This is a genomic window from Eubacterium ventriosum, from assembly GCF_025150745.1.
In the GTDB taxonomy this organism is placed as follows: Bacteria; Bacillota; Clostridia; order Lachnospirales; family Lachnospiraceae; genus Eubacterium_G; species Eubacterium_G ventriosum.
The window spans coordinates 1,765,585-1,777,853 of record NZ_CP102282.1; the positions used below are offsets into that span (position 1 = coordinate 1,765,585).

The 12,269-nt window shown below is 33.5% G+C and carries 17 protein-coding genes; 14 read left to right on the forward strand and 3 right to left on the reverse strand.

Annotation, left to right across the window (positions count from 1 at the left end):
• Positions 1-117 precede the first annotated feature (117 nt).
• On the forward strand, positions 118-540 hold the full coding sequence (locus NQ558_RS07880; RefSeq protein ID WP_005362917.1) for a flavodoxin: 423 nt from the start codon (positions 118-120) through the stop codon (positions 538-540).
• Positions 541-693: 153 nt separating this feature from the next.
• On the opposite strand, the gene NQ558_RS07885 is transcribed toward NQ558_RS07880, so the two are convergent.
• Positions 694-1,863, reverse strand: coding sequence for an FprA family A-type flavoprotein (locus tag NQ558_RS07885; protein WP_005362916.1), 1,170 nt, complete (start codon positions 1,861-1,863; stop codon positions 694-696).
• Between the two features lie 222 nt (positions 1,864-2,085).
• Here NQ558_RS07885 and NQ558_RS07890 point away from each other — a divergent pair, with 222 nt between their 5' ends.
• The gene (locus tag NQ558_RS07890) at positions 2,086-2,529 is read left to right on the forward strand and encodes an RrF2 family transcriptional regulator (RefSeq protein ID WP_005362914.1); all 444 of its coding nucleotides are present in this window, start codon (positions 2,086-2,088) and stop codon (positions 2,527-2,529) included.
• An 89-nt stretch (positions 2,530-2,618) separates the two neighbouring features.
• Entirely contained in the window at positions 2,619-4,103 is a 1,485-nt protein-coding gene (locus tag NQ558_RS07895; protein ID WP_005362912.1) for an AAA family ATPase, read from the forward strand.
• A gap of 221 nt (positions 4,104-4,324) precedes the next feature.
• Here the strand turns inward: NQ558_RS07895 and NQ558_RS07900 are convergent, their stop codons facing one another.
• Positions 4,325-5,506 carry a polysaccharide deacetylase family protein gene (locus tag NQ558_RS07900; protein ID WP_005362911.1) on the reverse strand — a complete coding sequence of 394 codons (1,182 nt, stop codon included), beginning with the start codon at positions 5,504-5,506 and terminating at the stop codon, positions 4,325-4,327.
• A gap of 137 nt (positions 5,507-5,643) precedes the next feature.
• Here NQ558_RS07900 and NQ558_RS07905 point away from each other — a divergent pair, with 137 nt between their 5' ends.
• The 8 genes from NQ558_RS07905 to NQ558_RS07940 all read left to right on the forward strand — a co-directional run bounded on the left by NQ558_RS07905 (position 5,644) and on the right by NQ558_RS07940 (position 10,419).
• Positions 5,644-6,495, forward strand: a complete 852-nt coding sequence (locus tag NQ558_RS07905) for an ATPase, T2SS/T4P/T4SS family (protein ID WP_005362910.1) — start codon at positions 5,644-5,646, stop codon at positions 6,493-6,495.
• Positions 6,486-7,007 (forward strand): stage III sporulation protein AB, encoded by a 522-nt coding sequence (locus NQ558_RS07910; RefSeq protein ID WP_005362908.1) that lies wholly within the window; start codon positions 6,486-6,488, stop codon positions 7,005-7,007. The genes NQ558_RS07905 and NQ558_RS07910 overlap by 10 nt, the downstream gene beginning before the upstream one ends.
• Before the next feature lie 8 nt (positions 7,008-7,015).
• Entirely contained in the window at positions 7,016-7,210 is a 195-nt protein-coding gene (gene spoIIIAC, locus NQ558_RS07915) for a stage III sporulation protein AC (RefSeq protein WP_005362907.1), read from the forward strand.
• Between the two features lie 15 nt (positions 7,211-7,225).
• Positions 7,226-7,606, forward strand: coding sequence for a SpoIIIAC/SpoIIIAD family protein (locus NQ558_RS07920; RefSeq protein ID WP_040447081.1), 381 nt, complete (start codon positions 7,226-7,228; stop codon positions 7,604-7,606).
• Between the two features lie 84 nt (positions 7,607-7,690).
• On the forward strand, positions 7,691-8,839 hold the full coding sequence (locus tag NQ558_RS07925) for a stage III sporulation protein AE (RefSeq protein WP_005362905.1): 1,149 nt from the start codon (positions 7,691-7,693) through the stop codon (positions 8,837-8,839).
• A gap of 55 nt (positions 8,840-8,894) precedes the next feature.
• The gene (locus NQ558_RS07930) at positions 8,895-9,209 is read left to right on the forward strand and encodes a stage III sporulation protein AF (protein WP_005362904.1); all 315 of its coding nucleotides are present in this window, start codon (positions 8,895-8,897) and stop codon (positions 9,207-9,209) included.
• Positions 9,181-9,726 (forward strand): hypothetical protein, encoded by a 546-nt coding sequence (locus NQ558_RS07935; protein WP_005362903.1) that lies wholly within the window; start codon positions 9,181-9,183, stop codon positions 9,724-9,726. Before NQ558_RS07930 ends, NQ558_RS07935 begins: the two co-directional genes overlap by 29 nt.
• A gap of 12 nt (positions 9,727-9,738) precedes the next feature.
• Positions 9,739-10,419, forward strand: coding sequence for a SpoIIIAH-like family protein (locus tag NQ558_RS07940; RefSeq protein ID WP_005362901.1), 681 nt, complete (start codon positions 9,739-9,741; stop codon positions 10,417-10,419).
• Between the two features lie 38 nt (positions 10,420-10,457).
• On the opposite strand, the gene NQ558_RS07945 is transcribed toward NQ558_RS07940, so the two are convergent.
• The gene (locus NQ558_RS07945) at positions 10,458-10,823 is read right to left on the reverse strand and encodes a metal-dependent transcriptional regulator (RefSeq protein WP_005362899.1); all 366 of its coding nucleotides are present in this window, start codon (positions 10,821-10,823) and stop codon (positions 10,458-10,460) included.
• A 332-nt stretch (positions 10,824-11,155) separates the two neighbouring features.
• Here NQ558_RS07945 and NQ558_RS07950 point away from each other — a divergent pair, with 332 nt between their 5' ends.
• From NQ558_RS07950 to nusB, 3 genes are all read left to right on the forward strand, one after another.
• Positions 11,156-11,293 (forward strand): FeoB-associated Cys-rich membrane protein, encoded by a 138-nt coding sequence (locus NQ558_RS07950; RefSeq protein ID WP_040447079.1) that lies wholly within the window; start codon positions 11,156-11,158, stop codon positions 11,291-11,293.
• A gap of 128 nt (positions 11,294-11,421) precedes the next feature.
• Positions 11,422-11,793 (forward strand): Asp23/Gls24 family envelope stress response protein, encoded by a 372-nt coding sequence (locus tag NQ558_RS07955; RefSeq protein WP_005362893.1) that lies wholly within the window; start codon positions 11,422-11,424, stop codon positions 11,791-11,793.
• A 77-nt stretch (positions 11,794-11,870) separates the two neighbouring features.
• Positions 11,871-12,266 (forward strand): transcription antitermination factor NusB, encoded by a 396-nt coding sequence (gene nusB, locus NQ558_RS07960; RefSeq protein WP_005362891.1) that lies wholly within the window; start codon positions 11,871-11,873, stop codon positions 12,264-12,266.
• The last annotated feature ends 3 nt before the right edge of the window (positions 12,267-12,269 follow it).

The following is a 12,269-nucleotide window of genomic DNA, read 5'->3' on the forward strand; positions in this document are numbered from 1 at the left end:
TCATTACATATTAGAAACTTAAAAATATATAATAAACGTTATATATAATAAAAAATGAAAATAATAAAAAAGTCCCTATACATATAAATCATTTCAATACAGGAAAGGAAGACAAAAATGAGTAAGGTAGCAGTAGTTTTTTGGAGTGGAACAGGAAATACAGGAATTATGGCAACTAAGGTTGCAGAAGGAGTAACAGAAGCAGGCGGAGAAGCAACAATTCTTCCTGCAGACCAGTTTAACGCAGAAATGATGGATTCATATGATGCCATTGCATTTGGTTGTCCTTCAATGGGAGCTGAACAGCTTGAAGAAAGTGAATTTGAACCAATGTTTATGGAATGTGAACCTAAGTTAAAAGGCAAAAAGATTGCTTTGTTTGGTTCTTACGGATGGGGTGATGGTGAATGGATGCGTACATGGGAAGAAACATGTATCGCTGATGGAGCCGTTATGGCGTGTGATTTCGTAATTTGTCAGGAAACACCTGATGAAGAAGCAGAAAAAGAGTGTAAGAATTTAGGTAAAGCTCTAATTTAGATTTAATAAATGATCTTTCACAGGCACTTGAAACTATATAGAAGTATATAATTACAGCGGCAAAAATCTTGTTGTGTAATATATATAAACTGTACAAAAGGGAGACTTTGCACAAGACTTAAGTTTTATGCAAGTCTCCTTTTTGTTTAAAGTTTATTTATTTAAGATTTCATCAACCAATGCACTAACACTATCCATATCAGCATCCTTTAATGTAGACTTGATTGTTACTGTGTTATCGCATATTGTAATATTTTTCATGTTTTCAACAAATCCTTTCATAGCTCTTGCAGCACATGGAGCCCATGAACCGTTTTCTACGAGCCCTACAGTTCTGTTCTGGTAAGCCTTGTGTGAAAGTCTGTTAAGAAAGTCTTCCATAGGTGGAAAAACACCACCATCATATGAAGAAGCAGCAATAATAAGTTTGCTATATCTGAAAGCATCTTCAATGGCCTCAGCCATATCATCTCTTGTTAAGTCAGTAATGGCAACTTTAGGAGCACCTTTTTCCTCTAAAGTTTTTGCAATTAATTTGGCAGCTTTTTCAGTGTTGCCGTGAATTGAAGCATATGCAACAAGAACGCCTTCGTCCTCAGGCTGATAGCTGCTCCAAGTGTTATATTTATCAATGTAATATCCAAGATTCTCTTTAAGAATTGGTCCGTGAAGAGGGCAAATCGTCTTGATATCAAGATTTGCAGCTTTTTTTAAAAGAGTTTGAACAGGAGCACCGTATTTACCAACTATGTTAAAGTAATATCTTCTAGCCTCACAAGTCCAATCTTCATCAGCAGAAAGAGCACCAAACTTACCAAATCCGTCTGCGCTGAAAAGTATCTTTTCTTTTTCTTCATATTCAACCATTACTTCAGGCCAGTGAACCATAGGTGCCATAATAAAAGTAAGTTTATGCTCACCAAGTTCAAGTGTGTCGCCTTCTTTAACAGTAATGCAAATATCATCTAAGTTATCAATTTCAAAAAACTGTGGCATCATTGCTTTAGCTTTCATACTTAAAACCAACTTAGCTGTAGGATATTTTTCAACAAAATTCTGAATATTTGCAGCGTGGTCAGGTTCAAGATGGGAAACAACAAGGTAATCAGGTGTTTTTCCATCTAATGCCTTATTAAGATTATCAAACCATTCGTCTGTCTTTCTCTGGTCAACAGTGTCCATAACAGCAATTTTTTCATCCATAATAATGTACGAATTGTATGAAACCCCGTTAGGAACAATATACTGGCTCTCGAAAAGATCTAAAGTAGTATCATCTGCACCAATGTATTTAATAGAATCTGAAATATATGTATCGCTCATATGTGCCTCCTAAAAATTATATAAGTGGGACAAAAATTGCCCCCTGCGTACTACAGTATAAATAGTAATATAATATGGAAAAATATACAAGAACTTGACAAAATTAAGTAAAAGATTTAGAGTACTAATATAATACCTACCAAATAAGTAGGAAAAGTACAAATTACATTAAAATCATAAAAATCGGGAAAAGAAATTATAAAAGAGAAAAGGAAGAGAAAAATGAATTTATCAAAGAAAAGCAGATACGGATTAACAGCCTTAATAGATTTATCAATTCATTCTACAAAAGGTCATGTTTCATTAATAAGCATTGCAGAAAGAAACGGAATTTCACCACAGTATTTGGAACATATTTTTGCCTCATTAAGACGTGCAGGAATTATTAAGAGTATAAAAGGTGCTCAGGGCGGATATTTACTTGGGGACAGCCCTTCACGAATTACAGTGGCATCAATTATCGAAGCTTTAGATGGTGCATACAGAATTGAGAGAGAAGAAGTATCAGAAAGCGAAAATCCGAGAATTGCCTTAACAATTCAGAACTTAATTATTGACAAAATCAATGACAGACTGGATGAAGTACTTGAAAACACCACTTTGGCAGACTTAGAAAGCAGCTACAAAGATTATGACGAATACAATCAGGGAATGTACTACATTTAATACATTATTTCTATTAAAAGTGTTGTAATTTTTGAAATATGCTTTAAAATTAACAGAGAATAAAAAAGAAAAAAGAGAGAGTAGAAGTTATGCCAGTATTTGATTTTAACAATGCACCTGAAGAGAAAAAAGAAGTTGTATGTACATATACAACATTTAGCTCTAATGAGAAAACAACTTCAGCAGAGAAGCCAATATTAGTATTGGACAATAAGAAAAGACAGTGGAAACATCACTCAAGCGGTAAGTTCACTAATCCTACAAAAGCTACAACTTTTGAGTTTGAAGAGGAAGACGGAACAGTTACAGCAGATATTTTAAAAATAGATTCACGTTTTGTAAGTTTATTAAAGTGGTTAGGTGAAAACCATATTAATGTAAGACTTTCAGGTGAGAATACAGAGAATGGTTATGCTGTTTACAAAATCAGGGAAACAGCAGCAGGGGGAGTTACAAAGCTTTCAGCAGAAGACGGATTCCTTCAGTTTATGATTGAAAGACTTCTTGCAAGCAATCCTCCTATTGAAGAAGAACTAGACGAGGATCAGGAAGAAGAAGGGGACAGCATGAAGCTTACAAGTATTCAGAGTATTACTGACTTTATGAACTGCGCCGGAAGAACTTTACCTGATAATATCAGACTTTGGGCAAGAAGAAACTTAGCAGTTGCCCGTTCAAATGAAGTTTCACAGGAAGAAAGACATCACGCACAGAGAGCACTTTCAATTATGATGAACATTCAGTGGAAAAATAATTATTTTGAAGCTATTGATCCTGTGGAAGCAAGAAAAATATTAGACGAAGAATTATATGGTATGGAACGGGTAAAACAGCGTATTATGGAAACAATTATCCAGATTAACCGTACACATACACTTCCTGCATACGGACTTTTACTTATCGGACCTGCAGGAACAGGAAAATCACAGATAGCTTATGCGGTTGCAAGGATATTAAAACTTCCTTGGACAACACTTGATATGAGTTCAATCAACGACCCTGAACAGTTAACAGGTAGCTCACGTATTTACTCAAACGCCAAACCGGGAATTATAATGGATGCCTTCTCAATGGCAGGCGAGTCTAACCTTGTATTTATCATAAACGAATTAGACAAAGCAGCATCAGGAAAGGGTAATGGTAATCCGGCAGACGTGTTATTAACACTTCTTGACAATCTTGGCTTTACAGACAACTATATGGAATGTATGATTCCAACAGTTGGTGTTTACCCAATTGCAACAGCTAACGAGAAAGACCAGATAAGCGCGCCATTAATGTCAAGATTTGCAGTAATAGACATTCCTGACTACACAATCGAAGAAAAGAAAATTATCTTTTCAAAATTTGCACTTCCAAAGGTATTAAAGAGAATGAGCCTAAAAGAAGACGAATGTGTAATGACAGAAGAAGCACTTGATGCAGTAATGGAAATATACAAAAACACAAGCGGAATAAGAGATTTAGAACAGGCAGCCGAACATCTGGCAGCTAACGCATTATACCAAATCGAAGTAAACAATCTTAAAAAAGTAGAATTTAACGGCGAAATGGTAAAAGAACTCTTAGGCTAAGATTTTAATGGCAAAACGAAAAATTTTTTAAGTTAAAATTTTAGAGCAAAAATCAATAAAATTTATAAAAAAAGAACAACCAACTCTAAAGAAAGTGCTTTGAGGCCGTCGGTTCTTAGAAGATAGGGCAGTGAAACTGTCATAGATTCTTAGTACCGCTACGAGCCGAGAGCAGCGAAAGTGTGCTTTCGTTGAGTTGGTTGTTCTTTTTTGTGGAAAAGTTAATCCCTATTAGGACTAAAATACATTACTCCGTTTTTGAGTTTTTTGCCTTTAAGGCTGTACAATTCGCTTACTGTTACCAGTTCGTAACCTCTCTTTTTAAGGGTTGGCAACGCCTTTATAAATCCGTCTACTGATGTCTGATGTATATCGTGTAGAAGTACGATATCCCAAGCTTTTGTTTCTTTTAGGATTGTACTTGATACGTAGTTTACGTTTCTGTATTTCCAGTCAAGTGTGTCTACTGACCAGTATATCATTGGTACGCCTGCGTACTTTCCTGTTGTTTTATTATAGCTTCCATATGGTGGACGAAGTAGCGTAGGTGTTGTACCGATTACACTTTTTACTACTTTATTTGTTGAACCAAGTTCTTTTTTGATTTGTGGCACTGATAAAGTTTTCAGGTTGCTGTGATTGTATGTATGGCTACCTATTTCCATATGAAGTTTATATTCATTCTTTAATTGTGTCTTATGTGAGTTTACACATGAGCCAACTACGAAGAATGTTGCTTTTGCATTGTTCTTGTTTAAAGCTTTAAGAAGCTTGTCTGTGTAGATTCCCGGACCGTCATCGAAAGTGAAGGCAACGTATTTTGTCTTTGCAACGGTAACTTTACATTTTACGGTTTTGCCTGTGATTTTTGATTTTAAAGTTATGTATGCCTTTCCGTTTGATTTTCCTTTTACTACACCTTTCTGGGAAACAGTAGCAACTTTTTTGTTTGACGTTTTCCAGATTAAAGGTTCGTTAACTCCTTTTTTACGCTTCTTGTATTTTACGTAAGAAGTAAGAGTTCTTTTGTCGCCCTTATTTAAACGAATAGCTTTCTTGTCTAATGAAATAGATTTTACTTTGTTGTAAATCTTTGTTGTTTCTTTAACATTGTTCTTAGCAGCTGTTGTAGTTTTAGGCTTTGTAGCTGTAGGTTTAGTAGTAGCCACCGGCTTTGTTGTAGGTTTTGTCACCGGTTTAGTAGTTGTTACCGGCTTGGTTGTAGGATCAGTAGTTACAGGTGTTGTAGTTGCAGGAATTGTTGTAACACTTGGTGTTGATTCCTGAGTAGCTTCATAAGTGTTAATGTTTTTGTTGCCTGAACTTTCATATCCGTAGATTGTTATTGTGCTAAGTAGAAGCACTGTAACTGAAATTATGCCTATAATACGTGTATTTTTCATAAGCTCCTCCTAATTATTTATAAAAATTGTTACATAAAATAATATGTGTACTTAATATTATTTTACTTTATATTTCATAAAAGTAAATAGAATAATAGCAGTTTTTTCACATATATTTTCATAAGGAGATTGAAAAGATGGAAATAATTGAAAAATATTTACCGCCTAATGTGAGAAATGCCATCAGAAATAAATGTGAAAATCAGTGGATGGATTTTAATGATATAACTGAAATTAGGCTGCGTATTAATTGCCCTTTAATAATTTTTATTAAGAATAATGAATATGTAATTTCAGAATATATTGTAAATGAGGAAGATATTAAAACAGCTTTTAATCTGATAACTGAATATTCGGCTTATTCTTTTGAAAGTAGCATTCGTAACGGATATATTACAATTCCCGGAGGACACAGAGTTGGACTTGGAGGACAGGTTGTAATGGATGATAAGGGAATTAATATAATAAAAAATATTAAATTTATGAATTACAGAATTAGCCACGACTTAAAAAACGCAGGTTGTGAATTGGTAAATAAAATTGTGGAAGAAAAAGAAAATCTTCTTATTATATCCCCGCCGGGTTTGGGAAAAACTACTTTGCTTAGAAATATTATAAGGGGTTATAGCAATTTAAAAGGAATAAATGTAACAGTTGTGGATGAAAGAAATGAAATAGGTGGAAGTTACAGGGGAGTTCCAATGATTAATTTAGGACTTAGGACGGATGTTATAAGTGATTGTACAAAGTATAGTGGCATTGTTATGGCAATAAGGTCTATGGCACCTAAAGTTATAGCTGTTGATGAAATTGGAAGTGGAGCTGATTTTAAGGCGATTGAATATGCAGTAAACAGCGGGGTAAGTGTTGTGGCAACTATTCATGGAAAAGATTTGGCAGAAGCAAGGGAAAAGCTGGGACAAGATATAGATAAGATTTTTAAAAGAAAAATAGTTATAAAAAGTATGGGGGAATATGTATGTATCTGAAAATAACAGGAATTGTTCTGATTATGATGTCAGCCTCCTTAATGGGATATTTGTTTAGCAAAGATTATATTGAAAGAATTAACAGATTAGAGCAAATACAGAAAATGCTGATTTTGCTAAAAGGGGAAATTAGTTATAGCAATAATTCTGTTCAGGAAGCTTTGGAAAATATATCGGAAATGATAGAGGGGAAGGTGGGGGAATTTGTGACAAAAGTTCAGGAAAGTTTTAAAAAGTCAGAAATACCTTTAAGCGTGGCATGGAGTTTAGGTGTGGATAATATTTTTGATAAAAAATCATCACTAAAATCAGAGGATAAAAACAGTCTGAAAGATTTTGGCAGAGGGCTTGGAATAACTGACAGACAAACCCAGATTAATAATATTGAAAAATATCAGTCACAAATCCAATTAACAATAAAAGAATTAAAAGCAGAAAAAAATGAAAAATGTAAGTTGTACAGAATGCTTGGAATTACTTGCGGGGCATTTTTAGGAATAGTTCTTATATAGGGAGAAATATGGATATTAGTTTGATTTTTAAAATTGCTGCCGTGGGCATAATAGTTTCTGTTGTGGGTCAGATTTTAAAACATAGCGGAAGAGAAGAGCAGGCTTTTCTTACAAGTCTTGCAGGACTTATTCTCGTTCTTATGTGGATTGTGCCTTACATATATGAATTGTTCAGTACTATACAGCGTCTTTTTGAATTATAAATTAAAGGTTAGAAAATGTTAGTTATAGGAATAATGGGAATTGTTGTTGTGCTTATGGCAATTCAGTTTAAGTCAATAAAACCTGAATATGGAATAATGATTTCGGTGGTAGGATGCGCTTTTATTTTCTTATATTCACTTGTAAGAGTGAATGAAATTGTGGAAATGGTAGAAAGGCTTGCCGGCATAACTTCTGTTAGCAGGGAATATATAAAAATTATTTTAAAAATAACAGGGGTGACTTTTATATCGGAAATTGCTTCGGATATAGCAAAGGATTGTGGGTATCAGGCGGTGGCAAATCAGGTTCAGATTTTTGGAAAATTATCTGTATTGGTTATAAGTTTTCCTGTTTTTACGGAACTGATTTCTTCTATTGGAAAGTTATTATTGTGAGAAAATTATTGCTGTGAGAAAATTATTATTCCGAGAAACTTTTAGAAAAGAAATATTCCAATCAATTATCGTAAGGAAAATATTATGAGAATTATTAATACAAAATTTATATTTAAGCTTGTTTTGCTATTTTTTATTTTGTTATTTTTAACGTCTAAACCTGTTAAAGCAGGAGTGATTTCGGAAGAGATTATAACAATTGATGATTTTGACTTGGAAGACAGCGGAAAAATTCTTAAAACTCAGGGGTATGATAACATTGATTACAAATATATATTAAAAAAGTTAAGGGACGGAGATGTGCTTCTTGTTTTAAAGGAGATAGGAAGAACTGCCTATGAAAAAACAATAGGGGATGTAAGTCTAATCGAAAAAACTCTTGTTAATCTGCTTTTGATTACAATTATTGCTTCTTTTTTTACAAACTTTGCAAATGTGTTTTCAAAGAATGGCATTAGCGATACAGGCTTTTATATATGTTATATGGTTACAGTTGCAATAATGGTAACTATGTTTGAGGAGTTTTCAATTATAGCTGCCCAATTAGTGAAGCTATTATTAAAGTTTGTTGGCGGAATAATTCCGGCGTATTTTTTGTCGGTGGCAATAGTGGGACAGGCGGCAGCGGCCGGTTTTTATCAGTTAACACTTGTGATTATTGAGGTTTGCCAGTTCGTTTTTTTGAAAATAACATTGCCTGCAATAAAAATATACATGGCAATAAGTCTGGTTAATAATATTTCCAGAGAAGATTTTTTGTCGGGAACAACCCACGTAATAGAGAATTTTATAAATTTTGTAAATAAGACAATGGTGGGAATAGTAACCGGGCTAAATATTATTCAGGGATTAATTTTGCCCTCAGTTGATATGGCAAAAAACACTACAATAAAGAAGTTTATCGGAACCTTGCCGGTTATAGGCGATGGGGCTGATGCGGTTACGGGAATGCTTTTAGGTTCAGCTAATTTAATTAAAAACTGCATCGGAACATTTGGAATCATAATGATAATATTGATTTGCTTTGTTCCATATATGAAACTTCAAATATATTCAGCGTCGATTCAGATTTTTACGGCAATAATCCAGCCCGTTGCAGATAGACGAATAATTGAAAGCCTTAACTGCCTTTGTAAGGGCATAAGGCTTCTTATAAGAGTTGTAATAAGCAGTGGTTTTCTTTTTGTAATAAGCATTGCAATTATATGTATGACAACTAATGTAAAAACATAATGGAATCAAATTTTAACATTTTGAAGCTCTAATCATAATAAAAAAGGAATAGTAAATGGAATTTTTGTATCAATATATAAAAAATATATGTATTTTTTCACTGGTAATTTCCCTTGTTTTAAATATATTTCCGGAAAGCAGCAGTAAGAAATATATAAAACTTTTTGCAGGTATAGTTTTGCTTGCACTAATCGTTAATCCCATTATTAATATAAAAAACAACAGTGGTGACATTGAGCAAATAATTAAAAACTACACTCATGGCAGTTTAAAAGAAGAAAATTATACTTTTGAAAATAACAGGGAGAGTCTTGAAAATAAGGTTTATGAAAGGGTGAGCAATGGATATAAAGAAAATGCCGGAAATTAAGAACATTAGTAAAATCGGAAAAGAAAAAATACTTCTTTTGGCATTGGCAGGAATAATGCTTGTAGGTGCATCATATTTTGAAAATATAAAAGATAAAAAAGTGCCGGACAGCAATGTTAAAACCAAAACAACGTCAAACAATTACGAAACTGATATGGAAAATAAAGTTGAAAAACTTTTAGAGAATATTAATGGTATATCTAAAGTTTCCGTTGTAATATCTTTTAAATCAGGCAGCGAAAAAATATTACAGGAGGATGTGGAAGATTCGTCAGGAAAGGAAAAAAATGAAAATAGAGATAACATAAATGCTTCATCTAAAAAGTCAACAGTCATATTTTCAGGGAATAACGGAGAAGAGCCTTATATAGTTAAGGAACTTTATCCAAAAGTTGAGGGTATAGCAATTACGGCAAAAGGTATTTCGGATGAAAAAAAGAAGGGACAAATTATTAATATGTTATCGGCATTATTTGATGTTCCGATACATAAAATATCAGTATTAGAAGTTGATTAGGAGGGATGTCCAATGAAAAAAATATTAAAAAAGAATCAGATTATTGTTACGGCGCTGGCTGTTCTGATTGCAGTTGCAGGGTATTTGAATTATACGGATAATCTGTCAAAGAAGGAAAAGACGAAAGAGGCAAACAATAATACATATGACAGTGTTTATTCACAGGATAATATTTCAGATGAAAACGGTGAAATAAAAAGTCTGGACGGTGAAGGTTTGGACAGTAGTGCTGAAAATTCGGGGGATGATGTAAATGGTGAAAATGAAAAAAACGATGGTACTAATCAGGAAGAAACCAAAGAGCCGGGAGCTGCAATATTAACTAATGGCACATCAGTAAGCAGTTATATGGTTCAGGCAAGATTAAACAGGGAACAGACACGTTCAAAAAATAAGGAAACTTTATTGGAAGTGATTAACAATAAGGGCTTGGAGGAGAATCAAAAAAAGAAAGCAGTAACCTCAATGACTGAACTTACAAAAACTACAGATATGGAAAATACAGTGGAAACGTTATTAAAGGCAAAAGGTTTTGAGGATGTGCTTGTAACGATTACAGACAAACAGGTGGATGTTATTGTAAATGATGCTGAGATGGATGAAACAAAGAAAGCTCAAATTGAAAATGTGGTAAAGAGAAAAACGGGAATAGCAGCAAAGAACATAACAATTACACCAACAAACAACCAATAAGAAAAGCCGCACCATTTGGTGCGGCGTTAATATTAAAATTATAATTTAATATGTTCCTTTAAAGCTGCAAAACTTTCTTCGCTTATTACATGCTCAATTCTACATGCATCTTCCGCAGCAATTTTCTCATCAACCCCAAGGCTTGTTAAAAAAGCTGTTATGAAACGATGACGTTCATAAATCATTTCAGCAATTTTTTTGCCTTCATCTGTAAGATAGATAAATCCAGCATCGGTTACTGTAATCTGATTCTTAGCTTTTAAATTCTTCATTGCAATACTAATACTTGATTTCTTATATCCTAACTCGTTTGCTATATCTACTGATCTTACAACAGGAAGCTTCTGACTTAACATCAAGATTGTCTCTAAATAATTTTCTGCTGATTCGTTACTATGTGTCATATTATTACCATCCTAACTTAATTCTTTTAAATTTAAAATAATTCCAACTAAGTAACCGGAAAGAACCGGTGCTGTGAAACCTAAGGCCGTTAACATATACGTAAACCATATTATACCATTTATTATATAAATATTCAAATTAAATAAAAAATTATAAAATAACCAAAATAAAGAAAAAAGTTATTGACATAGAACAGAGGTTAGGGTATACTAACTACTGCAAGGAAAACTTCTAAATGTTAATATATAGCCAAGCAGGATAGCAAGATTTTATGGGCAAGAAAATCTTGCTATCAACTTTGCGTTTGAAAAGAAAAATGGAGGCGAATGATATGGGAACAATCATTGTACTAATAGTATTAGCAATTATAGTAGCTTTAATAATTAGAAGCATGGTTAAAGATAAAAAAGCCGGCAAGTCGCTTCAGTGCGGTGGAGATTGCAGCAAGTGTGGCGGACACTGCCATTAAGACTAAAACGGTAGTGGTAAAGGTTCCTGACATAGACTGGCAATAAACTAAATACAATAATTTAGTCAGTTGTAAAATGACATCAATGATGGTATAATAATCACAAGAATACGCATTAGGAGGTCAATATGGAATCTCAGAGAACTACTTATATTGAACATGACAATTCTGACTTAGGAGAAGTTCAGATTAGTAATGATGTACTTGCTGTTATTTCAGCGATGGCAGCAATGGAGGTTGATGGTGTTGTGGCTATGGCTGGAAACATCACAGCAGAGCTTGTTTCAAAACTTGGAATGAAGAAATTATCTAAAGGCGTTAGAGTTGACGTTGTAGATAATACAGTAATGGTAGATTTATCAATTATTCTTAGAATTAATGAGAATATAGTTACAATATCAAAGAAGGTTCAGGACAAGGTTAAAACAACAGTAGAAAACATGACAGGTATGGAAGTTGCCAATGTTAATGTGAACATTGCAAGCGTAGCAACTAACTAAACAAGTTATTTTTTAGGGTGTCTGTAACAGACACCCTTTTTGACATCATAGGAATACTAGCAATTTTAGGAGGAAATATGAACAGAGTTAAATTAAGAGAGAATACATTTAAGTTATTATATTGTAATGATTTTCACAATAGATCAGAAATGCCGAAACAGTATGATTTGTTTTGGGAGGAAACACCTGAAGTATCAGAAGAAGACAGAAAATTTATTTCTAACAGAGTTGATGCAATAGCAGAAAAGATAGACGAAATAGATGAAGCAATCAATAAGGCTGCTGTAAAGTGGACAACAGATAGAATGTCAAAAGTAGATCTTACAATATTAAGACTTGCTTATTATGAAATGAAGATTGATGAAGACATTCCTGAAAAAGTTGCTGTTGATCAAGCCATTGAACTTGCTAAGAAATATGGAACAGATGATTCACCTTCATTTGTTAACGGTGTACTTGCAAAGTTATTTTAGGAG

Excerpts from the sequence above, each read along its gene's own strand:
- nusB (WP_005362891.1), top strand. The coding sequence starts at position 11,871 with ATGAACAGAGTTAAATTAAGAGAGAATACATTTAAGTTATTATATTGT.
- NQ558_RS07930 (WP_005362904.1), top strand. The coding sequence starts at position 8,895 with ATGGAATTTTTGTATCAATATATAAAAAATATATGTATTTTTTCACTG.
- NQ558_RS07885 (WP_005362916.1), bottom strand. The coding sequence starts at position 1,863 with ATGAGCGATACATATATTTCAGATTCTATTAAATACATTGGTGCAGAT.
- NQ558_RS07955 (WP_005362893.1), top strand. The coding sequence starts at position 11,422 with ATGGAATCTCAGAGAACTACTTATATTGAACATGACAATTCTGACTTA.
- spoIIIAC (WP_005362907.1), top strand. The coding sequence starts at position 7,016 with ATGGATATTAGTTTGATTTTTAAAATTGCTGCCGTGGGCATAATAGTT.
- NQ558_RS07940 (WP_005362901.1), top strand. The coding sequence starts at position 9,739 with ATGAAAAAAATATTAAAAAAGAATCAGATTATTGTTACGGCGCTGGCT.
- NQ558_RS07950 (WP_040447079.1), top strand. The coding sequence starts at position 11,156 with ATGGGAACAATCATTGTACTAATAGTATTAGCAATTATAGTAGCTTTA.
- NQ558_RS07880 (WP_005362917.1), top strand. The coding sequence starts at position 118 with ATGAGTAAGGTAGCAGTAGTTTTTTGGAGTGGAACAGGAAATACAGGA.
- NQ558_RS07945 (WP_005362899.1), bottom strand. The coding sequence starts at position 10,823 with ATGACACATAGTAACGAATCAGCAGAAAATTATTTAGAGACAATCTTG.
- NQ558_RS07900 (WP_005362911.1), bottom strand. The coding sequence starts at position 5,506 with ATGAAAAATACACGTATTATAGGCATAATTTCAGTTACAGTGCTTCTA.
- NQ558_RS07910 (WP_005362908.1), top strand. The coding sequence starts at position 6,486 with ATGTATCTGAAAATAACAGGAATTGTTCTGATTATGATGTCAGCCTCC.
- NQ558_RS07925 (WP_005362905.1), top strand. The coding sequence starts at position 7,691 with ATGAGAATTATTAATACAAAATTTATATTTAAGCTTGTTTTGCTATTT.
- NQ558_RS07920 (WP_040447081.1), top strand. The coding sequence starts at position 7,226 with ATGTTAGTTATAGGAATAATGGGAATTGTTGTTGTGCTTATGGCAATT.
- NQ558_RS07905 (WP_005362910.1), top strand. The coding sequence starts at position 5,644 with ATGGAAATAATTGAAAAATATTTACCGCCTAATGTGAGAAATGCCATC.
- NQ558_RS07890 (WP_005362914.1), top strand. The coding sequence starts at position 2,086 with ATGAATTTATCAAAGAAAAGCAGATACGGATTAACAGCCTTAATAGAT.
- NQ558_RS07935 (WP_005362903.1), top strand. The coding sequence starts at position 9,181 with ATGGATATAAAGAAAATGCCGGAAATTAAGAACATTAGTAAAATCGGA.
- NQ558_RS07895 (WP_005362912.1), top strand. The coding sequence starts at position 2,619 with ATGCCAGTATTTGATTTTAACAATGCACCTGAAGAGAAAAAAGAAGTT.